Genomic DNA, 22425 nt, shown 5'->3' with positions numbered 1-22425 from the left:
ACGACACTAAACTATTTTGAACAATTACCAATCACTCAAAGAGGTTTGCGTAATCGCCAAACCGGATTGCTGCACCATAGTGGCAAAGAATTCAGAGGTTGGCTCATGAGTAAGTACTAGTCCCAGCTGCGCTTCTATTGCTGCTGTGACCTCAGCACAAGAAGCACCCACAATACCAGTGACTTTCTCTTGTACCCGACCATCTGGATAAATTATGAACTCTAATGTCTCCATGCTCTTGGCCAACCACGATAGTACGCTTGAATTTTATTGCCTCAACAGATGGCTAAAAATATAGCCGTCGGAACATGCACTTAGATACAAACTTGCCATTTGTTAACTAATGTTCCATCTCTCAAAATATATATCTCAGAATGTTTACAAAAATTATTAATCTTACAAGTCTACACATCGGTCATTAGTTAGTCTCTCTTAACCTAATAGATTAGTCAAGGTCAGAATTGCGCTGGTAAGGGAAGTGAGAAAAGTCCTAAATACAGGCATTAGCGGTAGTATAGCCAGCTAGATTAGTCATAAAACTATAAAATTTATTGATAATATTTATCATTATTCTTGCGTTTGTGCTGATTCTTTCTGGGGTGATTCAGCCATGCAACTACTGGCTTATACCACCAGATTCAAATAAAACTCTAATAAAGCTGACAATAGCTTGATGAATTGGAAAGCCAGCCATAAGTGCCACAATTAAGCTGACTAAGCCTACAACACCAATATCAATAACTGTGCTTCGTATTGAGAAGATAACTTTGTAACCAATCATCAAAGCAAAACCGATAAGCACGGAGAGCCAAAATCTTAATTCCTCAAACCAAGCAAATCGATGTGTATAAGTTGATTCTTGCTTAAGTTTTGATTTGGCTTGTGACTCAAAAGCAGAGGAGTCAGAGGAATCAGGAACAGGCATATATACTGTTGCGTTAACTCTAATTGCTAATAATTTAACTAGACTTTGGACGAGAGCGATCGCGCATTACCGAGTAAAGGCAGAGGGTAGGAGGTAGGCAAGCAAGGGAAGAAAATAGACAAGCTTCAAGAATTGCTCGAACTAGTCACCTGAGCAGCATAAATTGGCGATCGCAGTTTGAAATTTTTTATCCCTTTACCGCCACCTACGGAGTCCATCTCAAAAAACATCGATTACCTTTGTGCTCTGTGATTTCTGCACCCAAGCGATGATAAAAACTTAACCCGCGAGTGTTGCGAGCATCTGCATTCCACGCAATATAAGTACAGTCATTTTGCTTGGCAATTTCTGCAAGATAACTCATCAAAGCGGTTCCGGCTCCTTGGCTTCTTCTCTCTTCATTTACGTATAAATCATCGAGCCAAATACTCGGTTGTCCTGTAAATGACGAGTATCTAAATCCATACAAAGCAAATCCAATTTCACGTTCTGCAATCTCTGCAAACAAAACGTAAGAAAAAGGAATTGTGCCAAAAAGTGTTTTGCGTATTTTTTCTTCAGATGCTTGCAAAACACCAGAAAAAGCGCCAATATTGCGATCAAATTCTGCCTTCTTCTTGATGAAAGAGAAAATCAGCGATACATCATCAGAGGTAGCAGTTCTGACTCTCATTAATTAACTTTCAGGCTTCTTCAGGATTATTCCTTTCACAGTTTAACTCGATAGCGATCGCGCTACGGATTTATTGATTGTACTCAGGTTTAATGATATTTTTCCAGTTTTCGGCTCGCTGCTTCATCAGTGATGACTCATTAGGAGTTACTTCCAGGATTCCAGAAATGAAAGCTTCTTCTCCACACTGCTGATAATCATCAATGAACTGTTGGTGTCTGCTGCGGCCAAATGAACCTTTTTGAAGTTCTCGCTTGTTTGCTTCAAAACGGTACTCAATATCTTCACTATAGCCTATATACTTACGCCCATTGGTTTTATTCGTTATTATATATACACCACTTGTCATGGCTCAATCTTATATTCCTTTAAAATACTAAATATCGCCATTATAAGCGATGTAAAATATTTATCTCAACCGTAATTGTTAGGATGTGCCTAGTCCTGTGGGTTTGTGATGCGATTCTTGCGGCAAGCCACTCCGTGTCTACGCGCAATTAATTACCCTCACTAGTAGTTTCAGCGTACCTATATACCAATACGGTTCAGTTAAGGATAATTGTAGGTTGGGTTGAACAAAGTGAAACCCAACAAACCGACGGAAATGTTGGGTTACCCTGCGGGAAGCCGCTTTGCGTCTACGTTCCTCAACCCAACCTACGCATTTTAAGGTTTCTGGTGCTAACTGAACCGTATTGACCTATATACTTAAAGACCACAGATATTTATTAATGAATATCTGTGGTTTCAGTTTCTAAAAATCAACTTTTTCCAGAAGTTTAGTTTAATACACCATTTTCAAGGTAGTAGCTACACTACTATGCATCTTCAGGATTTAGGTGTCTTAACTCGTCAGTAGTGTATGTCCCGATAGGACTCCAAACTAGATAGGGAACAAGTAATAGCGCCGCCATCCAAGAAATTGGTAAAACGCAAATTGCCAAAACCACACTTAAAATTAGACCGGCTAGCCCAAGCCTTTCCCCTACTTCCAGACTACGTAACCTCAACATTAAAGGAATGTACGCTACGGTAATAATTTCTAATAACAGGTACAAACCCATTAGCAGCCAAGTAATTGTACCTCCTGGATTTTTTTGCCAGACGATATTAGCTGAAGCTGCACCGCAAACAAAAATCACAGTCCAAATTAGGGGTATTAGTGGCTCAAAAATTAGCCATTGGGGACGACTTAACAGTGCAAACCATTTGACATCACGGGGTGTGATGAAGAAACTACCAAGTGCGATAAAAAATGTGACAACCCCAATTACTATCCAAGATTCAACCATGCTGCTCACCTCTGCCTGTACATTTTGACAAGCCATACATACACTGCAAGTTTGGCAATTGCAGGCAGAGGTTAAATCAGCCGTGGGTGGGAATCTTTACATCTATATTTAGAGATGATTCATAACCTAATTCAAAAGCTACGTAGACGTGGAGCAGCTTGTCGTAAACATCGCTTATGATATTCCTGTTGAGAGAGTATTAATTACTCTTGTGCCCCAGCTTTTTGCAGACTCCGCACTATACTTCTATATCCATTAAATTCTGCAATCATCAAAGCAGTATAACCGCCACGATTTTTTAAATTTATATCTGCCCCAACTTCAAGTAATGCTTGTACTGACTCATGGAAACCTCCTGAGACAGCCCACATCAAAGCGGTTGCTCCTGCGGAGTCTTGAAAATTCACATCTGCTCCCTTAGCTATTAATAGCCGCAAAACGGCTGGGTGATTACGTTGTGCTGCTTTTAGCAAAGCCGTTTTTCCATCTTCTGCTGGGATATTGGGATGGGCACCGTGATCTAGCAATACCTTCACCGTCTGACTATGACCTTGGAATGCTGCTAAGGTTAAAGGTATCTCTCCCAGATTTTTGTCATGAATATCACCTCCGCAACGCAGCAGTGCTTCAACAATTTGGCTGTGTCCTTGCAAGGCTGCTACAAGTATTGGTGTATCACCCAGGCGATTTTTAATTTGCACATTTGCGCCTCGCTTCAGTAAGGCTTGCACTATATCTAAGTAGCCTTCTACAGTAGCAAGGTGTAGGGCAGTTTCACCATCACTATCTTGGTGATTAATTTGGATGTCTCGATCCAGTAAAGCCGCTACAATTTCACTGTTTCCTGCGGCGGCGGCGGCTGATAGTGCAGTGCCACCATCCCGATTTTCTACATTTACATCAACCCCAGCGGCTAGTAGAGTTTTCACAACCGCCAAATGTCCCAAGTCTACCGCTATCATTAACAGCGTCTCACCCTCTTCATCTTGGGTATTGACATCTGCACCACTTTGGATAAATGCTTGTACAACTGCCGCGTGTCCGTGCTTAACTGCCAGCTTTAAAGCTGTGTCATCATCTTTATCTGTGACGTTCACCTTGGCACCAGCAGCCAATAAGACTTTGACAACATCCACATATCCTTTGAGTGCGGCTGCCATTAAAGCTGTGCTGCCATCTTCATTAGTGGCATTGACATCTGCGCCTCTAGATATTAAAAGCTTGACGATATCTAGCTGATTGGCACTAGCTGCCAGCATCAAAGCCGTCAAACGGTAACGTTTTCTGGCTAAGTTAATATTTGCCCCAGCATCTAGGAGCGATCGCACAATTTCGGTATAGCCTAAATTAGCTGCAAACATTAACGGTGTAGTACCATCGCGATCGCATACGTCCACCTTAGCACCAGCAACCAGTAGTGCTCCCAGCCGCTTGATATCGCCGCTTTTAGCCGCTGCAAGCAGCAACATATCTTTGTTTTCAGTCATGGAGAGATTCCGCACAGGCGGTTTTTGTTGATCTAGCCTCAGAATTTAGTCTGAAATTGTTTATCCACTTTTGCAAGAGGTTTGAGTAAACAAATAGCAGAGTAGGGCAAGTTATTGAAGTAAGGACGCCTTGTGTGTCGTGCACTTTCCACGGACACAAATCTTTTTATACTAGTGCGGCTCGAAAACCACAACTAAACTTTTTATTGATATATATTACCTTCTGCCATCTGCCTTCTGTCCTCTGCCTTTTTTGTCACATTCTCTTTCCATCCTTTGCCACGAAGACAGAGAAATAGAGTTATGCTAATTTTCATGAAGATTTAATAATCGGGCAACTAGACTATGAATTTAGAACTTTCTCCATCACTGAAGTATTGGCTGAACTTCTTTCACCCGCTAATGATGTGGCTATTATTTGTAGTCTCGATTTATGCTGCCTATTTAGGGCTACAAGTACAGCGTACTAGAAATGCTCAAGGTGAAGAGAAAAAAGAATTGGTTAAAGGTAGATACAACATTAGACATTACCAAATTGGATCTATACTCTTAGGTCTTATGGTAGCAGGTGCGATCGGCGGGATGGCTGTCACCTACATCAATAATGGAAAATTGTTTGTTGGTCCTCACCTACTAGCCGGTCTTGGCATGACTAGCCTGATTGCCTTTTCTGCTGCCTTGTCTCCCTATATGCAAAAAGGAGCAAATTGGGCACGTATGACTCATATTTTACTAAATTTCACCCTTTTAGGGCTTTTTGCTTGGCAAGCGGTCACTGGGGTACAAATTGTCCAAAGAATTCTCACGAATGCATAGTAAAGAGTCAAGAGTCAAGAGTCAAATATGGCTTTTGACTTTTGACTTTTGACTGTGTTACCGCTTTTTCTTAGAAACGTTAGAAAACGGTATTCCTAAAGATTTATGAAAATCTTCTTGCACTTTGCGAGTTAAGCGGCGAGAGACTTGACGGACGATTTGGTTAAGTAAGCGATCGCCTGTAGATTGAATTAAAGACTTGGGCAATCGCTGAATAAACCTTGGGAAGTGAAGTTCAACCATTAAATCCAATTCCCATTCTACTCGTGTCACTTCCGCAACATTACCAGGTACATCGGCTACATTTTCTACTAATTGTAGCGATGCCCGATAATCAACATCATAACCAGGTGAACGGTAATCAGGGATTGGGATAGTACGAATACGGTAGATTCCTTCCTGTGCTGGTAACAATTCCAAACCAATTTTCGGCTCAACTTCATAACCAAAAGAGCCAAAACGACCGATTATTAAAGCGTAGCCATTTTCTCCAAGTGGTTGCACTTTCATTGGTTCAGCGCAGCGCGAAAACCATGAACTGTGACGATTAAGATACTCAGCAACCGTTGCCGCTGGCGCATACATTTCCATATAATCACTGTAGCGACCATAAAATTTGGTAGGCGTTGCTACAGCTACTCCTGCAAGTGCGTCCTCAGCTTCTGTGAGGCTGGACGACACAGGTAAAACTGTTTCTGTTATTTCTAAAGATTGATATTCGCCTTTTCTTGAAAGCATAAATGCGTTCCTGCATCCTTTGGCGTTGGTCTATATTAATCGTTCCCAGCTTACGTGGGCCATTTCGCACTCAGATTCCATTTTGACGGAATCCTCATGAATCTGTCATGCACTTCGTAGAATTACTACAATAAAGAACTGAACAATCACATATTAGTTTCCCAGGATAGCGTTTCTCATGAAAGCATTTGTAGCAGGGGCAACAGGTGAAACAGGTCGCCGGATTGTGCAAGAACTAATAGCGCGCAACATTCCCGTCCGTGCTTTAGTCAGGGATACCGACAAAGCTAGGGGGATTTTGCCTCCTGAGGCTGAGTTGGTAGTGGGCGATGTGTTAAATCCCCAAACCCTGACTGCTGCTTTAGGAGATAGTACAGTCATACTGTGTGCCACTGGGGCAAAGCCAAGCTTTGACCCTACTGGACCCTATAAAGTAGATTTTGAAGGTACTAAAAATTTAGTAGATGCTGCTAAAGCAAAGGGAATTGAGCATTTTGTCTTTGTTTCTTCTTTGTGTACTTCCCAGCTGTTCCATCCACTAAACTTGTTCTGGCTAATTCTAGTTTGGAAAAAACAAGCTGAGGAGTATCTCCAAAAAAGCGGTCTGACCTATACGATTGTGCGACCAGGTGGGTTGAAGAATGAAGATAACCCCAACTCGATAGTGATGCAGGGTGCTGATACGTTGTTTGATGGTAGCATTCCTCGGCAAAAAGTAGCCCAGGTTTGTGTGGAAGCTCTATTTGAACCAGCAGCACGGAATAAAGTTACCGAGATTGTATCTAAACCAGAGGCTATCTCTAAAAGCTTTGGCGAGTTATTTGCTAACGTTGCCTGATTAATATGGTGCTGAGTCTTGAGTTAGCATAAATGGGTTTAACCTGTCTCGACAAAATTCGAGCATTTGGAGAAAGTTGTGAGTTGTGAAGTTAACACAAGACTCAGCACTACTGCGGTGAATATTACCGAAATGATTGCATCGACTATTGTTGTTAGCTAAAAGAGCGAATATTAAGGAGTCAAACTCTGAAAGGCTTTAAATTTAAAGGCGTAGAAAAACTGATTGGACCGATAGCTGCGCTTCTCGGCTTCGTATGCTTATTGCAATGGTATATAAATGGAGATTTGCGATCGCCTGGCGATCCTGTCTTTGAAGCTAAACAGCCACCTTTGGTGATGAAAGGCGGCGATCCTTACGTCCGGGCTTTGATGCGTACTATCTCAGCCAGCGAAGCCAACAGCAAACGTCCCTATTCTCTGCTTTATGGTGGTCAGCAGGTCCGTGACCTCAGCCGTCATCCTGAGATATGTGTCACCATTGTTACTGGTCCTAACACTGGCAATTGCTCCACCGCTGCTGGTAGATATCAAATCATCAATACTACTTGGTATCAAATTGCGCCACGCTATCATCCAAAACCTATGCAAATCATGTTTTGGGCTGTTTATAGTTTTGAAGCAGAGTATCAGGATGTGGTAGTTTACCGTTGGTTGAGTGACTCGCAATTTTGGGGAATTGATATTTCTCAACTCCTGCATCAAGGCCAGTTGAATGATGTTTTGCGGCGTCTTTCTCCTACATGGACAAGCTTAGGTTATGGCATCGAAACTAATTCTGTTAGTCGGTCTTTGCCTAAAATTTATCAGAAAATGTTGCAAGAAGAATTAAAAACAGCTAATCAATCACCTTCAGCAAATTTTCTGCCAACTCCAACCCCAACCTTAACCCCCAGACCTCTGCAAATCTCTCCTGATCAGAAAAATACAAATATTCCTCCTCATAGAGGCAGTAGTGGAGCATTAGAACTCAGATTGAATACCCTGTAGTGTCAAATAATTTTAGATTAAAAAGGCCATTATCTTTGGCTCATACTATTATTCTAAAAACTTGCGACACATTAATCTCCGCGTGATAGCCTTAGGTTACTGCCTTCTGGAGAATCAGTATTATTTAGCACGCTACACTTATCACTAAAAATCTTGATTCTTCAATGCTTGGCGAGAAACCCACTTGATCAAACCAGGAAACAATCGGTAAAAAGCCTGCGACAAATTTGCAGAACCGACCATTACTTCTGTCTTTTGATTATGAACTGCATCCCATATAGCATTTGCTACATCCTCAGGTTTTTCTACTACAGGATTTTTTACAACGCTTTGGAGCTGTTCGCGACGCTTGTTTAAGTCTTGCTCATCTTTACCCCGAAAAATTGCTTTTTCTAAAAAACTACTCTGAATCAAATTTGGATAAATTCCACAAACATGAATATTTTTTGGCTTTAATTCTGCTTGTAGTGCTTCCGTTAATCCAGTAACACCAAATTTACTAGTACAGTAGGGAACTAAATAGGCAGTAGTTACTTTGCCACCAATGGAACTGACATTAATTATGGTTCCACTTCCACGTTGCAGTAAATGAGGCAAAAGAGCATCAATTGTATGAATATATCCCCATAAATTAGTATCTATTACCTGATGCCAATCGCTAAGAGAAAACTGTTCGACTGGCCCAGATGCAAAGATACCTGCATTATTCACCAAGACATCGATATAGCCATAACAATTCAATGCCTTTTCTACCAGCGTGCCTACCTGAGATGGATTTGTGACATCGCAAGCCACAGTCAATGGTGCTGAATAACCGAGGCTTTGTACCTCTTATGCAGTAGCTTCTAAATTGGCAGCTTGACGAGCGCTTAGTACGAGTTCGTATCCTTTGCGAGCAAATAAAATAGCTGTTGCTTTACCAATGCCTTGAGAAGCACCTGTAATCAAAACAGTAGGAGCCATAATTTAAATAAAAGAGTTTTTCAGTTTTGATTTAGTCTTTACAACTTAGTTTGTAGAAAAATATTCAAAAAACCTTCTGACTAGCGCTAGATTTTTAATTTCAACTTGTCAAATGTATTGCTATTTTTATTCAACTTTGAACTGCGAGCAACACTCTATTTTTGCAGTAGCTAGCATTTATAACTTTAAAAGACTCTACTTATAATAGAGTCTTTAATTAAGGTTTCGTTGTAATAGTGTTTCCTGCATTCATGTAAAACTTCACCCTTGAGACTTGTTTCCAAGTTGACACTATAGACAGATAGCACTCAATGGCTAGGTGAATACTATAAAAAATGTAATTTAATTCTTTAGGAAAATTAACAATGGGATTTTATCCTAGCGATGCTACTTAAACCACATACAATGGCAAAGATCGTAATGCCTTTGAATTTTGACTTACTCCTCAGCCAGAACTGTGGAAAGATCGCTTGGCTATGATTGGTTTTCTGGCTGATCTACTTTGGGATCTCAACGGTTACTGCGTACTGCGAGACGTTCTCAACTTCATTTCTTCCACCCTTTGATAATTGACAGTATATAGGTTCTCTATGCTATGTACTGACTGATGTAGATACCAGACTCAGGAGTGCGATCGCTTAATAGTAGGCGATCGCCATACTGAAAACAACTTTCGGTATGGCAATTGTATGTGTAATACTATTTAGATTAGTCTTAACATTTCTAAATATATTGACTTTTTTCTGGTTTTCAGCACAAAGCACCGAGCGCTAATAGAGTTTCTCTAGTAGTGATTGGTGATTTTTACCATGACTATATTTTGCTAATTTCACCTGAATACTATGTGGAGTACAAGTATGCTCGAATTAGAACAACCACTTAATCAAACCAAACTTACCCTATTTTTAAACAGTAAATTTTTGTCTAAGGGTCTTTTTATCGCGCTTTTTATTGTTAGCGTCTGGTCTGTTAGCTTAGTTTGCTTACTTTCTCATGACATTGCAGATCTCAATTTTTTTATATTATTGTTCCTCGTACTTTGGCAGACATTTTTATACACGGGATTATTTATTACATCTCATGATGCAATGCATGGGGTCGTAGTTCCTCAGAACCTCAAAATTAACCATTTTATTGGAAAATTGTGTATATCTCTTTATGGACTTCTGCCATATCAAACATTATTAAAAAAGCATTGGTTACACCACCACAATCCAGCTAGTGAGCTAGACCCAGATTTTCATAATGGCAAACATAAAAATTTCTTTTCTTGGTATTTTAATTTTATGAAAAATTACTGGAGTTGGGGACAAATTATAGCTGTAACAATTGTCTATCAAATTTTGAATTTGCAGTTTCATATACCAAAAGCCAATCTAAACTACTTTTGGGTAATTCCATCACTTTTAAGTTCATTACAATTGTTTTATTTTGGTACTTTCCTACCACATAGCCAACCAATAGGTGGTTATATTCAGCCTCATAATGCCCAAACGATTAAGCGTCCAATTTGGTGGTCATTCCTCACGTGCTATCATTTTGGCTACCATGAAGAACATCACGAATATCCCCATATCCCTTGGTGGCGGCTCCCAGAAGTTTATCAAATGGGTAAGAAGTTTTCTTAATTTAATTCCTCAAGAAATAGTATTAGTTCGCTACTGGTTTTTGCTGACTTGGTATTTTCTCCACCCCTGCTTCTGGTAGAGGCGGGCGCACACATAAATAAATTAGCGGACCGAACAAGGGAATTAAAGCTATTACCCAGAATAACTGAGGATTTATCCAACTACGACGTGCCATATCATCTCCTAATAATGATGGAAATAATAGGCTCAGGAAACAGAAATCTAGGCTCATCACATGGATGAAACGACTGGTATGCCACTGTTGCACAAAATTTTCCCAATCTCCACCTAGTAAACCATAGGCAACTAAAATAACTGTGGCAACAGTCAATAAAACACCTGTTACACGAGAATCAAGTAGCTTGAGAAAGGCATTCTTTTGCCCTACAAATTGTTTATTTGGTTCCCGTAGCGCTAAGTAGGGTAAAAGGGCAAAAGCCCCGACTGCAAAAGAGACGCTAGCAAATGGCCAAGCAGATATTTTTTGTACTCTGCCATCAATAAATACTACTGCACTATAAATTAATGGCCAGATGCCCATAATGTTGAATAGTGCAATTACTAACGGATTAATTCCTTGCCATTGACCAGTGGACAAGTTTTTAATTAACTCAAATGTATCGGGTTGATTAGGAGGAGCTAGAAAAAAAGCATAAGCAATAAATCCAATCCAGAGTGAAAAATATATAATTTTTTGCGACATAATAATTTGGAAATGTATTTATTTTAACGTCCTAAAGTTTTTAATAACTTTTCTGCTTTACCGATAAAATGGCGATTACGTTTGAAGTGGTAGTAGGATGAGCCGCGAATTTTCGCAATCATAGTTTCTAGATAACTACGTGCTGCTTGAGTATCACTTTGTTGAGAGAGAATTTGAGCCAAAGTAATATATGCTTCTGGATGACTCCAATTTTTGATATGTTGTTCTAAGTGTATTTTAGCTGTATCAAGTTCTTTTAAAGCAAAAAGTGTTTCGCCATAAATTAAAGAAGCATCTCCATACTTATAATCTGGGGCTATTTTTAATATGATTTGTAAATGCTCTTTAGCAGACGCAAATTTATGATTTTTGACTGCAATCAATGCTGCACCCCAAAGCGCTTGCAGATTATCTGCTTCTTTTTCTAGAGCTTGCTTATAGGCTACTTCTGCTTTATCGAAACTTCCTATATCGCAAAGCAGATTTCCTAAAGTAACGTATTGATGAGCTTTCCCAATGTTTTTTGCTTGTGCTTCCGCTATCCAAAGTTCGCGCTTACGTGTCCAACGAGTGAAATAATTGGGCAGAGGGATATTACCTCGCGGTATCCAGCGCGTTAAAAAGTAGATGATGGCACCAGGAACATTAACAAGAAGTAAAATCCAAAGCCATATTTGTCTCTCTGGCTCATTCCGAATACAGTCATAGATCATGAATAACCAGAATCCGGTCGTCACCAACCCTATAGCTTCTATCATTGACTGAATCCTTTAACCAGAGATGAAGAGTGTATTCACTACCCCAGAGAAATATGGAGAATTCTTTGTCTGGAAACTTTGCTACAAAAACAAGTCATAGCGTTCCGTATGAGACCCAGATATTCTTGTATAATTAGATTCCCTTGGGGAAGAAACTCTATTAAAACTCAGCTGGGGCTGGTTCATCAAGGGGTGTGAACACTCTGATTCAAGCTATGGATTGAGTACAACTATTAACTAAAAGCTTCGGAAAGGTAATCAGCCGCCGCAGTTACAACTGCGATCGCACTTTCATAATCTAAGCGTGTTGGACCTAAAACTCCCACACTCCCTACTGGGACTGAACCTCGACGGTATGTTGAAGTAATCAAGGTGCAGGTGCGTATTGGTTCTAGTGGGTTTTCCGCTCCTATGCGAACAGTTACCCGTGATTTACTCCGATCTTCACCCTCTGGCTCTTCAAAGATTAATCGTGATAGTTGGTCTTGTTCTTCTTCCAACAGATGGATAATCGTCTGTACTTGCTGTAGTTGGGAAAATTCTGGCTGACGCAAAACTTCTGCCACTCCCCGAACCATAATCTGCGTTGCTGTTGGTGTAACACTCCGGCGAGTCAATTCTGCAACTGAGTTTTTCAAGAATTCGCCATAGCGTTGGAATTCCCGATCTAATTGGCTCCAGTCAAGGTTGGCTAATTCCAGCAAACTGCGTCCCCGCAAGTGGCTATTCAAAAAGTTAGAAACAATTTGCAATTCGCGATCAATCACCTCTGGATCGAGTTGTGTCTCTTCTCGCATCGGTGACAAATCCATCAATCTAGAATGGGTTTCGTAACCATCTGTTACTACAATCAGCATGATTCGCCCCGTTTCAATTTGCACCAATTGCAAATGTCGTAACAATGCTGTATTGTGTTGCGGCATCGTAATCAAACTGATGCACCCACTCAAGGTTGCTAAAATTTGTGCTGCTCCTTGTAATAGAGCTTCTAGACTCCAATCCTCCCAGTGGAGGCGCTTTTGCAGTGCTAACTCTACCTCTTTGGCTAAACTTTCTGAAGGCGTAATTAGCTGATCGACATAAATGCGATAACCAGAATCAGAAGGTACTCGTCCAGCAGATGTGTGTGGTTGGTACAGCAAACCAGATTTTTCTAGGACACCCATCACATTGCGAATTGTGGCTGAGCTAACACCCAGGTCATACTCTTCAATTAAAGCTTTTGACCCAACAGGCTCTGCGGTAGCAATATAGTGACGTACTGTTGCCCAAAGAATATGCTGTTGTCGATTTGTCAACTGGACTTGCATAGGGTATTCTTTACTGAAAGCAAATTCTAATCAAAGTTTGCAAAAGTTTGTGGTTTTTACAGTAAATGAAAAAAATTATTAATAATTCACTAATATATCTAATTGTGGATTACGATAACTAACTATTTAATTATAAAACAGTTAATTAGTGTAAAGTTCTGTAATGGTACATTTCTGAGGTTGCTTTATCCTACATCTTGACTATCACCATCAAAGCTGATAATGTCAATTGGAATTTTTAGCTTATTAACCGTATTTTTCCATAAGCTTTTATTAAAAAATGTATTTCCTTGTACGGATTTTTTTACTCTTCAGATATATAAGCTAATGGAGTCCTCTATACATAACTCATCATTAGAAAATTCGCCAGTATTTCTACAAGGCGAGAAACTGATGTATTTGCTAAATGTTAGACTCAGTACTAAATCAGTAATATATAGTGCGAGTTTTTCATAACTAATACTGAGGAATTGAATTGTCAACTAAGTTGGAGTAAGCATCAATTCCACCCGATATGTTCTTAACATTTGTAAAACCTTGGGCAATTAACCACTGACACATCTGAGCAGAACGCATACCGTGGTGGCAGAGTACAAGGGTTTCAGCATGAGGATTTAAGATCGTGGGTATTTGATCGCCCCATTCAGCAAATTCACTCAGAGGGAAGTTGACAAAGCCCTCAATGCTGGCGATCGCTAATTCTTGGGGTTCGCGCACATCTACGAGCTGAATACTAGAATCCTGAGCAGATAGACGTTGTGCCAGTTCTTCAACACTAATTTGGCTAATTGAGGTTCCTGTCATGAGGTTTTTGTAAACAATCCTATATCATTTATGTTGACAGAATATCTTGAACCTAGCATGAGCATCCATTCCTAAATTAATTAGTACTTATTTATATGCATTATGAGATATTTGGAGGCAATTCAAATCACCTGCCCCTTCCTCTCTATGCTCAGAAATTAAAGGCTTTCGAGGCCAGGAGGTTTGGTGAATAGGCAAAGCTCATTTTTTGGTTTTCTAGTAGCTGGCGCGATCGCACTGCTGGTAATTGTGATTACTGGATTTTACTGGCTATTCGCCAAAAGTCCAGCTAATATCACTGCTTCTACTTCCCAGCCTAGTGCTACCATTTTTGTGTCGAAATTTGCCCCAGTTACAGTTTCTTTGCTAGTAAATCCAGACAGATTGCAGGCTTTAGAGCGTGAAGGGGAACTATCTAAGCTCAAAACCAGTTTATTGGCTAAGAGTAACATCAACTACCAAGAAGATATTCAACCTTGGTTAGGAAACGAAATTATATTAGCTGTAACTAGCTTAGACATCGATCGCGACCCAGAGAATGGACAGCAGCCTGGGTATTTGATGGCATTAACAACCACACAACCACAAAAAAGCCGCGAGTTTGTAGAACTTTTATTCTCCAAGCGGGTACTAGCTGGAGCAAACTTAGGCACAGAAGAGTATGAAGGGGTAAAGCTACTGTATGATAATCCGCCCCCAAAGGAAGACTTCCTAGCTGGTGCAGCTGTTGGCGTTAGCGAAGCTCCTCTGAAAGAGGCTCGCTATGTCTTGTTTGCTAACGATCTCAAAGTCCTAAAAGATGCCATTAATAACGTCCAGGCTCCCGATCTCAATTTAAACAGCTCTGTGCAATATCAGAAAGCTACCCAACAATTACCCAAAGGTGCGTTGGCTTTAGCCTTCTTAAATCTCCCCACTTTAGCAAAATGGCAAGGGTTAGAACTACGAGAATCAACCTATGACAGCCAAATTATCTCTCTGGTCTTAAACTCTAAAGGATTAGTGGCAGAAACTAGTTTTCTGAGTTCATCACAAACAGTATCTCCATCCCCAACTCCTTTGCTGTCGCAACCTGTAGGGGCATTGCAATATATCCCACAATCAGCAGGTTTGGCAATCTCTGGTGCTAACTTGAGCAATTTGGGTGACACCGATTTAGCTAAACTCTGGAAACAAGCAACAGCGACTATATCTGGTTCTGGCAAAGATGTAAATTCACAAATAGCGAAGCCCTTGAGCGAACTGCAAAATCGTTGGGGGATAAACTTGCCAGAAGACATCTTCAGTTGGGTAAAAGGAGAATACGCTGTAGCATTATTACCCGGAAACGAGCAAAAAACAGACAGTTGGGTTTTTGCCGTAGAAAAAACCCCAGAGGTAGCAGAAGGGATTTCGCGTTTGGATGCGATCGCTTCTAACAAAGGACTGAATATTAATTCCCTCAGTCTCAATAATCAAAAAATCTCTGCTTGGACAGATTTAATCGCTACGAGCAAAAAACTTGACGATAAAGACAGTCTCGCTTACAACGTTGAGACAAAAGTTCAGGGAGTGCATACAAATCTCGGAAATTACGAAATTTTCACTTCTGATTTGGAAACGATGGCTGAAATTATCTCAGCTAAAGAAAATTCCTTAACTAAAAACCGCAATTTCCAAGATAGTATCGCTGCTATTCCCCAACCTAACCAAGGTTACGTATATCTTGACTGGCGGAAAAGTCAAAATCTTGTAGAGCGACAGTTACCAATTCTCAAACTAGTAGAACTAGTAGGAAAGCCATTTTTTGAGAATTTGCGATCGCTTACAGTCAGTAGTTACGGTAGCGAGACAGGATTACTCAAAGGTAGGGTCTTCTTTAAACTTCAACCTTAGTATTCCTACCCTACAACCCAAGGTTGAACCTGTTTTCTATAAATATCAGGTTCAACCTTAGTAGTTTTGGATAGTTGATAATTTTTGCGCCGAAGACGGTGGCATTTTAAAAGTTTGACGGTTGAAGTCACTCCACATCCTCTACTTTTTTAGCCCTTGATTGTGGCACATTTCAATGTGGCACAAATTCTGAAATTTTACGGTTTTTTAATTACAATATGTATATATAGTTACTTATAAAATTAATTGTTGGAGGGCTACTATGACATATTGTCGCCTCCGGCTTAAGTCTCAATGGGGCTGGCTTTTAGCTACAGTTACCGCCGTTATGGCTCAACCTGTAATAGCAGAGACAGCAAACTTTGGCACACTCAAGCTGTCTGCGGGGTTCACTCCGCCACAAGGAGTAGTTGAAGGTTACACAGGCGGTTCCTACTCACTATCAGCTATTAGCAACCGCGATCGCGACAAAAAAGCCTGCATTGGCTTTGCCGATCCCAAACCAGATCACATACTGATTTTGGATAAAGACTTTGAACGCCTCAAAGTATTAGTCAACAGTGGCGGGTACGATACCACTTTGCTTATCCAAGGCCCAGACGATGGAACAATTCGCTGTGGCGATGATACTGGTAAGAGTAAAGACGCCAGCATTGATGATCGCAACTTCAAAAGTGGAACCTACAAGGTTTGGGTAGGTACATTTAATTCTGGAGTTAAGCAAAATTACACGTTGACAGTGCAGCAGCCGTAATGGAGACACGGGGACACGGAGATAAAGAAGATGAGGGAGCAGGGGAATAAATAACTAATGAGCTTTAACCCTTGACTCTTTCTCAACTTTGTTACGAGGAACACATGGAACGATAATATGGGAAAGTAGCTCGTTTTGCTTTCCGAGGGTACTATCTCGTGCTATCTACACTGCGTACCGACTTTCGTATCATCTTTGAACGTGACCCAGCTGCCCGCAACTGGTTGGAAGTGTTATTCTGCTACCCCGGTTTGCAAGCCTTGCTATTCCATCGGCTGGCTCACTGGTTGTATATTATTGGCATTCCTTTTATCCCCCGTCTGATATCTCATATTGCTCGGTTTTTGACGGGAATTGAAATTCACCCAGGCGCAGCAATTGGGCATGGCGTATTTATCGACCACGGTATGGGTGTAGTCATTGGTGAAACAGCGATCGTGGGAGACTATGCCCTAATTTATCAAGGTGTCACCCTTGGTGGTACTGGTAAAGAAAGTGGTAAACGCCATCCAACCTTAGGTGAAAATGTTGTAGTCGGTGCAGGCGCAAAAGTACTAGGCAATCTTCAAATCGGAAACAATGTCCGCATTGGTGCTGGATCAGTTGTCCTCAGGGATGTCCCATCTAATTGTACGGTTGTCGGTGTACCAGGCCGGATCATCTATCGCTCTGGAGTTAGGGTTGCTCCTCTAGAACACAACAACTTACCAGATTCAGAAGCCGAAGTAATTCGTGCCTTAGTAGACCGGATTGAAGCACTCGAAGAGCAAATACAACATCTTCAGCCCGCCCATTCATCTAATAAAACTCCTGTTTTGGTTGGTAATTTAGCCTCCAGCATGGATGAATTAACAACAGAAGTCCCCTTGTGTAACCTTAGAGATAAGGCGATCCAGCAGTTTCTTGATGGTGCTGGCATCTAACAAGAGTTAAGGGTTATTTGCCCTTTGCCATTCGTTATCGGTCAAGGCTCAATAGGCAATAGCCCTCCTTGTTCCCTATTCTCTATCAAGGATTAATTTCTTCAGTAGACCACTCGTGCTGGTCGTCGCGGTAGTATAACCAGCGATTTTGTGGTTCTCCACGTAACTCTAAATGATCTACCTGTAAAGGGTCGAGTAGCAGTAAGCAAAAATTTGGTAGTGGCTGGTTGGGATTTGGTAGGGGTGGCTTAAAAGCAGCTTGTTCATCCTTATTTCTTAGCTGACCAGGATGAGGCCAAGCAAATTGTAACCGTGCTGCATCACTCAACTCTTGCCAGGTAGTAGCGCGTGCTGGTGCTAGGTCGGGTTGCGAATCACTTCCTACCAAAGTTAAGCCGCCAGTAATGCGGAATTGCTCTCGTGTATTAGGGAAGTACCAGCATACTTCCGCCCAAGGTTGTTGCTGTATCTGTTCAGCTTTTTCACTACGGGAATCAGTAATAAATTTTAGCTGGTTGGTAGCTTCTAAAAAGCCACGAAAAACTACAGTCCGATTAGCAGGTAGACCATTTACTCGTACTGTTGCTAGTTGCAAGTAACGAGCATAAGCCAGACTGCGATTTTGATGGAGAGCGCGGGCGATCGCAGTTCGCCAAGGAGCAAGAGCCATTATACAGCAGCAAAAAAAGGACACTATTATACATTATGAGTTGATGTTGCACTTTGTACTCCTGTGAAGTAAGCGCAAGTTGTCATTTTTGACAATCTTTCATCCTAAATCTACTTGGTCTATAGTCTTAATCTGTCAGCACGCAACAAGACTGGATTTATGGTTCGAGAGCTTGAAAGAAAACGCCAGAGTGCAAAGTTTCCGGAAACTGCCCCCGCAGCTAATCCTGTATTTTTCAGAACCTATAGCCGCCGCAGTCCCGCAGGATTGAGGGAAACTTGGGATGAAGTATGCGATCGCACCCTAATGGGCTTAGTCGAACTGGGGAAACTCAGCCGTGAAGAAGCAGCCATTTTAGACAAAATGCAGCGCCAAATGAAAGCCTTGCCCAGTGGGCGATGGTTATGGGTTGGCGGCACAGATTGGATAGCCAAGCCCAAAAACTTTTCTGGGGCTTACAATTGCACTTCTACCAACCTACAAGACTGGAAAGCCTTTGGGTTAATGATGGATTTAGCGATGATGGGTTGTGGTACAGGAGCCATCATAGAACCTAGATATATTAATCAACTACCCCCAATCCGCAATCGCCTGAATATAACTGTGCAGGGTGAAATCGGTGCTACTCCCAAAGAACAGCGTCGGGAGTATACCGAAATCTCTATACAGGGTAATCAAGTCACTATCCACGTTGGTGATAGCCGTGAAGGTTGGGTGAAATCTTATCAAACCCTGTTGGAACTCTCCACAGATGAGAGATTTAGCGGGGAAGTTCAAGTATTCGTTGATATTAGTGATGTTCGTCAAGCGGGAGAAACTCTTAATGGCTTTGGAGGAGTTGCTAATCCAGTTAAATTGCCCATACTTTACCAAAATTGTGCATCTATCCTGAATAAAGCTTTAGGACGGCAATTAAATTCCGTTGAATGCTGTTTATTAATCGATCAAGCTGCTGTAACAATTGTTGCGGGAAATATTCGGCGCTGTCTACCTGAAGATGCCCTAGTTCATACTTCCAAAGGTCTTGTTCCCATTTGCGATGTCCAAGTGGGTGACTTAGTGCAGACTCCTCTGGGATTTCGGCGAGTTGTCGATAAATTCGACCAAGGATTTCAGGATGTCTACGAAATTGAAACTAATGCTACTTATCCCAGAGCAACTTTAAACCACAAACAAGCCGTTCTGGCAGATGCTCAAGGAGGAATTGCCTGGAAGTCTATTGTAAATTTAGTTGAAGGCGATCGCCTTCAACACAATACACAAGTGCTACCTGGTACAGTTACCCATCTCCCTGCTGATTTTACACAATCCAGACCTGACCAAAGTCGAACAGTTAAGTCTTTGATTATTCCTGATTTGACACCCGAAGTGGCTTGGTTGATTGGGTTGACCCACGGTGATGGCTATGTTGCCCTCGGTCGCAATAAGTATGATAAGCCCTATGGCCGCGTTGAATGGGCAATGAACAGCTTAGATACTGAACTAACGGCAAGAATTCAAGCCAAAATCAATGCTGCTTTAGCTTTATTTGGATTGACGGCTACTCATGGCGTTACCAAAGGTGAAAATACAGCTAAGTCCATCTGTTCATCCATGCGACTGGCTGAGTACTTCCATCGCTATATTAAACAGCCTAATGTTCCCCTAGTAGTTCCTAATTTTATTTTGCAGGGTTCAGTAGATATTAGGGCTGCTTATCTAGCTGGATTAATGGATAGTGACGGTGCAGTTAATAACCGACCCCCTCATTTAGTTACTTCAGTCTATAGATCATTTATTAGACAAGTAGGCTCAGTTTTATCTAGTTTAGGTATCGCTGGCAGAATTGCCATTACCCATCCGCAAGAGCAAGGATGGCAAGTTAAATACAGCCTGAAACTTCCAGCCCTCAAAGAGCGTTATAACGCCTTAATTGCCCCTCATTCCCTGAAGGGAGAACTACGCCAGGGGCTTAAGATGTACGGTTTTACCGTACCTGGTGCAATCATGCGGGAAGCTTACACCTATAGCGAAATGCGAGATATGGGATTTCAAGGATCTCGCACCGTTGATGCTAACTATGAGCGTTACATCGCTGAGGCTGATATCTCACTAGATATTCCCGTCACAGTCAAAGGTTTGGGTAGCTACGATTATGTCCACACTTATGACATTGAAGTTGAAGAAGCCCATTGTTTTTACTGCGATGGCTATCTGACACATAACAGTGCAGGAATGCGTCAGTTTAGGGCTGACGATCAACTAGGCGCTACTGCCAAAGATAATTTATGGCAGCAAGATGCAGAGGGTAACTGGCGAATTGATCCAGAGCGTGATGCTCTACGGATGGCAAACCATACAAGAGTTTTTCATCGCAAGCCGACATTAGAAGAATCTATTGAAGCTGTTCGCAAACAATATTACAGCGGTGAAGGAGCAATTCAATGGGCTGGAGAAGCAGTAGCTAGAGCTAATATTGATTTGCTACCAACATCGGCATTAAAAATTGATTTCTTGAAAGCTTACGAACAAGGAACAGCAAAAGATTGGTTGCAAGAACAGTATCCAAATCTTGATGCTGATGAGATAGAACATCGTTTAGCTAGGTTTGGTTTAAATCCTTGTGGTGAAATTATTGGCAGTAACTTCCACTGTAATTTGTCAGAAGTTCACCTTAATCAACTTGATCCCGATAACTATAAAGAACAAGAGGAAGCTTTTACTGCTGGGGCACTTTCTGTAGCGGCACTTTTAAATCACAAATTTTTAGAGCCTCGCTATCAAAAAAGCCGAGAATTAGACCCAATTGTGGGGGTTTCTTTTACTGGCTTATTTGATTTCTTTGTCCATGCTTTTGGTGTGGATTGGTTGCGTTGGTGGGAAGCAGGAAGACCCGCCACTCCACAAGGATTGGCATTTAAGCACCAAGAAGAGAAATATCTGAGTTTCTGGAAGGATATTGTACATCGGGTAGTTTGGGAATACTGCGATCGCCACAATCTCAAACGTCCAAATCGCTGTACAACCGTCCAACCCAGTGGCACTAAAGCACTATTAACAGGTGCTAGTTCTGGCTGGCATCCCCCCAAAGCCCAAAGATTTATTCGACGCATCACTTTCCGTAAAAATGACCCAGTAGCCTTAGCCTGTATTGACTATGGCTATAACGTTATTCCCTCTCAATCTGACAAAGATGAACAGGGTAATTTACTTAACGATCCTTTCGATCCTCGTGTTAGTGAATGGCTAGTAGAAATTCCTGTTGCTGTACCTTGGGCAGATTTATCAGGAGCCGATCAAATCGATGTTTCTAAGTTCTCTGCCTTAGCTCAATTGGATTTTGTTCTCCAAGTGCAGCGGCATTATGTCACTCATAATACCTCTGCAACTTTGGAGCTACGTTCTGATGAAGTTGAGCCTTTAGGTCAGCGCATTTACGAAGCCATCCACAATGATGAAGGGTATATTTCGGCAGCACTTTTAGCTCGTTTTGACGATTTGCAATCATTTCCACGTTTGCCATTTGAACCAATAGATAAACTCACTTACGAACGTTTAACTCAAGAGGTAAAAGCACGACGTAAAACAGATGATTTCTGTGCAGTACTAAGTCGCTATGATTTAGGTGAATTGGCTGAGGCTGGACCATCTGGCTGTGACTCTGATAAATGTATGTTTCCTGAGCAGCAACCAACCTCATAAAGCACAATAACAAGTCACTAAGGATGAAGTAAAAACTTAGATATCCGACTTTTTTAAGAAGTCGGATATCTGGGTCTCAGGAAATTTGAATGACATTAATACTAAGACCTTGATGAAGGCTTGAAATCTATTGAACGCGCCACATCTCTTGCTTTCCGTCGAATGAACAAAGAGAATACATATTGGGGTTTGGGTGATATTCGCTTTAATTGTGAAGAAAATTGGCAAATCTATCAAGAAATGTTAGCTAAATTCTTACCTGAAATGCCAACAGCCGAATTACAACCCATTTTAGAAAGTATACGTCAAAGTTTTTGCTCTCAGATGTATGGTCATGGTATAGGTCGTCATAGCAGTGAGGAAATATTTATTCTAATTAGTGCTGATTTCCAAGCAATCTCAAATTTCCTTGCTGATAAACCATTTTTTATGGGAGATAAACCCACAACTGTAGATGCAACTGTGTATGCCTATATCGCAAATACCATTAAGCCACCATTTAAAAGCCCCATTATTGACTATGTTCTTCAACTGTCTAAGAGGATGTTTGAAAAGTCCTGCTGTCGGTAGCAAAACGTTTGTAGATCCCCCTAAATCC

General features: G+C 41.2%; 20 protein-coding genes and 3 pseudogenes. 10 read left to right on the top strand and 13 right to left on the bottom strand.

Annotation, left to right across the window (positions count from 1 at the left end; all coding sequences use genetic code 11):
• Positions 1-24: 24 nt before the first annotated feature.
• From BV372_RS00515 to BV372_RS00490, 6 genes are all read right to left on the bottom strand, one after another.
• Positions 25-234 (bottom strand): DUF2997 domain-containing protein, encoded by a 210-nt coding sequence (locus tag BV372_RS00515; RefSeq protein WP_086681611.1) that lies wholly within the window; start codon positions 232-234, stop codon positions 25-27.
• Between the two features lie 382 nt (positions 235-616).
• Positions 617-925 (bottom strand): hypothetical protein, encoded by a 309-nt coding sequence (locus tag BV372_RS00510; protein ID WP_086681608.1) that lies wholly within the window; start codon positions 923-925, stop codon positions 617-619.
• A 205-nt stretch (positions 926-1130) separates the two neighbouring features.
• Positions 1131-1598 carry a GNAT family N-acetyltransferase gene (locus tag BV372_RS00505; RefSeq protein ID WP_086681605.1) on the bottom strand — a complete coding sequence of 156 codons (468 nt, stop codon included), beginning with the start codon at positions 1596-1598 and terminating at the stop codon, positions 1131-1133.
• A gap of 70 nt (positions 1599-1668) precedes the next feature.
• Complete coding sequence (locus tag BV372_RS00500; RefSeq protein WP_086681601.1) at positions 1669-1947, bottom strand: GIY-YIG nuclease family protein; 279 nt, start codon at positions 1945-1947, stop codon at positions 1669-1671.
• A 469-nt stretch (positions 1948-2416) separates the two neighbouring features.
• Entirely contained in the window at positions 2417-2890 is a 474-nt protein-coding gene (locus BV372_RS00495; RefSeq protein WP_086682438.1) for a TspO/MBR family protein, read from the bottom strand.
• A 203-nt stretch (positions 2891-3093) separates the two neighbouring features.
• The gene (locus BV372_RS00490; RefSeq protein WP_086681599.1) at positions 3094-4377 is read right to left on the bottom strand and encodes an ankyrin repeat domain-containing protein; all 1284 of its coding nucleotides are present in this window, start codon (positions 4375-4377) and stop codon (positions 3094-3096) included.
• A gap of 345 nt (positions 4378-4722) precedes the next feature.
• Between BV372_RS00490 and BV372_RS00485 the strand changes: the two genes are divergently transcribed.
• Entirely contained in the window at positions 4723-5193 is a 471-nt protein-coding gene (locus tag BV372_RS00485; RefSeq protein ID WP_086681596.1) for a DUF4079 domain-containing protein, read from the top strand.
• 57 nt (positions 5194-5250) lie between these two features.
• On the opposite strand, the gene BV372_RS00480 is transcribed toward BV372_RS00485, so the two are convergent.
• A complete protein-coding gene (locus BV372_RS00480) occupies positions 5251-5931 on the bottom strand; it encodes a DUF1997 domain-containing protein (protein WP_086681593.1) in 681 nt (226 codons plus the stop codon).
• Between the two features lie 178 nt (positions 5932-6109).
• Here BV372_RS00480 and BV372_RS00475 point away from each other — a divergent pair, with 178 nt between their 5' ends.
• Complete coding sequence (locus BV372_RS00475) at positions 6110-6769, top strand: SDR family oxidoreductase (RefSeq protein ID WP_086681590.1); 660 nt, start codon at positions 6110-6112, stop codon at positions 6767-6769.
• A 224-nt stretch (positions 6770-6993) separates the two neighbouring features.
• Positions 6994-7614, top strand: a pseudogene (locus BV372_RS00470) (glycoside hydrolase); the annotation flags it as partial.
• 288 nt (positions 7615-7902) lie between these two features.
• On the opposite strand, the pseudogene BV372_RS00465 reads toward BV372_RS00470, so the two are convergent.
• Positions 7903-8721 (bottom strand): annotated as a pseudogene (locus BV372_RS00465) (SDR family NAD(P)-dependent oxidoreductase).
• Between the two features lie 365 nt (positions 8722-9086).
• Between BV372_RS00465 and BV372_RS37310 the strand changes: the two are divergent.
• Both BV372_RS37310 and crtW read left to right on the top strand, forming a co-directional pair.
• Positions 9087-9287, top strand: a pseudogene (locus BV372_RS37310) (high light inducible protein).
• Between the two features lie 291 nt (positions 9288-9578).
• Entirely contained in the window at positions 9579-10349 is a 771-nt protein-coding gene (crtW, locus tag BV372_RS00455) for a beta-carotene ketolase CrtW (protein ID WP_086681584.1), read from the top strand.
• Positions 10350-10371: 22 nt separating this feature from the next.
• Here crtW and BV372_RS00450 read toward each other — a convergent pair whose 3' ends face one another.
• The 4 genes from BV372_RS00450 to BV372_RS00435 form a co-directional block, all read right to left on the bottom strand.
• Complete coding sequence (locus BV372_RS00450; RefSeq protein ID WP_086681581.1) at positions 10372-11052, bottom strand: DUF2834 domain-containing protein; 681 nt, start codon at positions 11050-11052, stop codon at positions 10372-10374.
• A gap of 23 nt (positions 11053-11075) precedes the next feature.
• Positions 11076-11810 (bottom strand): tetratricopeptide repeat protein, encoded by a 735-nt coding sequence (locus BV372_RS00445; RefSeq protein ID WP_086681578.1) that lies wholly within the window; start codon positions 11808-11810, stop codon positions 11076-11078.
• A 233-nt stretch (positions 11811-12043) separates the two neighbouring features.
• A complete protein-coding gene (gene hrcA, locus BV372_RS00440; RefSeq protein ID WP_086681575.1) occupies positions 12044-13120 on the bottom strand; it encodes a heat-inducible transcriptional repressor HrcA in 1077 nt (358 codons plus the stop codon).
• A gap of 456 nt (positions 13121-13576) precedes the next feature.
• Positions 13577-13924: a rhodanese-like domain-containing protein gene (locus tag BV372_RS00435; protein WP_086681572.1), complete on the bottom strand. Its 348-nt coding sequence runs from the start codon at positions 13922-13924 to the stop codon at positions 13577-13579.
• A 186-nt stretch (positions 13925-14110) separates the two neighbouring features.
• Between BV372_RS00435 and BV372_RS00430 the strand changes: the two genes are divergently transcribed.
• The 3 genes from BV372_RS00430 to cysE all read left to right on the top strand — a co-directional run bounded on the left by BV372_RS00430 (position 14111) and on the right by cysE (position 17476).
• Positions 14111-15799 carry a DUF3352 domain-containing protein gene (locus BV372_RS00430; RefSeq protein WP_086681569.1) on the top strand — a complete coding sequence of 563 codons (1689 nt, stop codon included), beginning with the start codon at positions 14111-14113 and terminating at the stop codon, positions 15797-15799.
• A gap of 262 nt (positions 15800-16061) precedes the next feature.
• On the top strand, positions 16062-16553 hold the full coding sequence (locus BV372_RS00425) for a hypothetical protein (RefSeq protein WP_086681566.1): 492 nt from the start codon (positions 16062-16064) through the stop codon (positions 16551-16553).
• A 158-nt stretch (positions 16554-16711) separates the two neighbouring features.
• Entirely contained in the window at positions 16712-17476 is a 765-nt protein-coding gene (cysE, locus tag BV372_RS00420) for a serine O-acetyltransferase (RefSeq protein ID WP_086681563.1), read from the top strand.
• A gap of 85 nt (positions 17477-17561) precedes the next feature.
• Here the strand turns inward: cysE and BV372_RS00415 are convergent, their stop codons facing one another.
• The gene (locus BV372_RS00415; RefSeq protein WP_086681560.1) at positions 17562-18146 is read right to left on the bottom strand and encodes an Npun_F5749 family FMN-dependent PPOX-type flavoprotein; all 585 of its coding nucleotides are present in this window, start codon (positions 18144-18146) and stop codon (positions 17562-17564) included.
• Positions 18147-18305: 159 nt separating this feature from the next.
• On the opposite strand from BV372_RS00415, the gene nrdJ reads away from it, so the two are divergent.
• Together nrdJ and BV372_RS00405 are read left to right on the top strand one after the other, a co-directional pair.
• On the top strand, positions 18306-21827 hold the full coding sequence (gene nrdJ / locus BV372_RS00410; RefSeq protein WP_086681557.1) for a ribonucleoside-triphosphate reductase, adenosylcobalamin-dependent: 3522 nt from the start codon (positions 18306-18308) through the stop codon (positions 21825-21827).
• A 120-nt stretch (positions 21828-21947) separates the two neighbouring features.
• Positions 21948-22397: a glutathione S-transferase C-terminal domain-containing protein gene (locus tag BV372_RS00405; RefSeq protein ID WP_143844923.1), complete on the top strand. Its 450-nt coding sequence runs from the start codon at positions 21948-21950 to the stop codon at positions 22395-22397.
• Positions 22398-22425 lie beyond the last annotated feature (28 nt).

This window comes from Nostoc sp. T09 (assembly GCF_002154695.1).
Classification (GTDB): Bacteria; Cyanobacteriota; Cyanobacteriia; order Cyanobacteriales; family Nostocaceae; genus Aulosira.
Note: the sequence above shows the minus strand (reverse complement) of the source record. Positions and strands in the feature narration are given on the sequence as shown.

Bases quoted from the DNA above. Each gene is read 5' to 3' on its own strand.
- BV372_RS00515 (WP_086681611.1), bottom strand. From the start codon at position 234: ATGGAGACATTAGAGTTCATAATTTATCCAGATGGTCGGGTACAAGAG.
- BV372_RS00510 (WP_086681608.1), bottom strand. From the start codon at position 925: ATGCCTGTTCCTGATTCCTCTGACTCCTCTGCTTTTGAGTCACAAGCC.
- BV372_RS00505 (WP_086681605.1), bottom strand. From the start codon at position 1,598: ATGAGAGTCAGAACTGCTACCTCTGATGATGTATCGCTGATTTTCTCT.
- BV372_RS00500 (WP_086681601.1), bottom strand. From the start codon at position 1,947: ATGACAAGTGGTGTATATATAATAACGAATAAAACCAATGGGCGTAAG.
- BV372_RS00495 (WP_086682438.1), bottom strand. From the start codon at position 2,890: ATGGTTGAATCTTGGATAGTAATTGGGGTTGTCACATTTTTTATCGCA.
- BV372_RS00490 (WP_086681599.1), bottom strand. From the start codon at position 4,377: ATGACTGAAAACAAAGATATGTTGCTGCTTGCAGCGGCTAAAAGCGGC.
- BV372_RS00485 (WP_086681596.1), top strand. From the start codon at position 4,723: ATGAATTTAGAACTTTCTCCATCACTGAAGTATTGGCTGAACTTCTTT.
- BV372_RS00480 (WP_086681593.1), bottom strand. From the start codon at position 5,931: ATGCTTTCAAGAAAAGGCGAATATCAATCTTTAGAAATAACAGAAACA.
- BV372_RS00475 (WP_086681590.1), top strand. From the start codon at position 6,110: ATGAAAGCATTTGTAGCAGGGGCAACAGGTGAAACAGGTCGCCGGATT.
- crtW (WP_086681584.1), top strand. From the start codon at position 9,579: ATGCTCGAATTAGAACAACCACTTAATCAAACCAAACTTACCCTATTT.
- BV372_RS00450 (WP_086681581.1), bottom strand. From the start codon at position 11,052: ATGTCGCAAAAAATTATATATTTTTCACTCTGGATTGGATTTATTGCT.
- BV372_RS00445 (WP_086681578.1), bottom strand. From the start codon at position 11,810: ATGATAGAAGCTATAGGGTTGGTGACGACCGGATTCTGGTTATTCATG.
- hrcA (WP_086681575.1), bottom strand. From the start codon at position 13,120: ATGCAAGTCCAGTTGACAAATCGACAACAGCATATTCTTTGGGCAACA.
- BV372_RS00435 (WP_086681572.1), bottom strand. From the start codon at position 13,924: ATGACAGGAACCTCAATTAGCCAAATTAGTGTTGAAGAACTGGCACAA.
- BV372_RS00425 (WP_086681566.1), top strand. From the start codon at position 16,062: ATGACATATTGTCGCCTCCGGCTTAAGTCTCAATGGGGCTGGCTTTTA.
- BV372_RS00415 (WP_086681560.1), bottom strand. From the start codon at position 18,146: ATGGCTCTTGCTCCTTGGCGAACTGCGATCGCCCGCGCTCTCCATCAA.
- nrdJ (WP_086681557.1), top strand. From the start codon at position 18,306: ATGGTTCGAGAGCTTGAAAGAAAACGCCAGAGTGCAAAGTTTCCGGAA.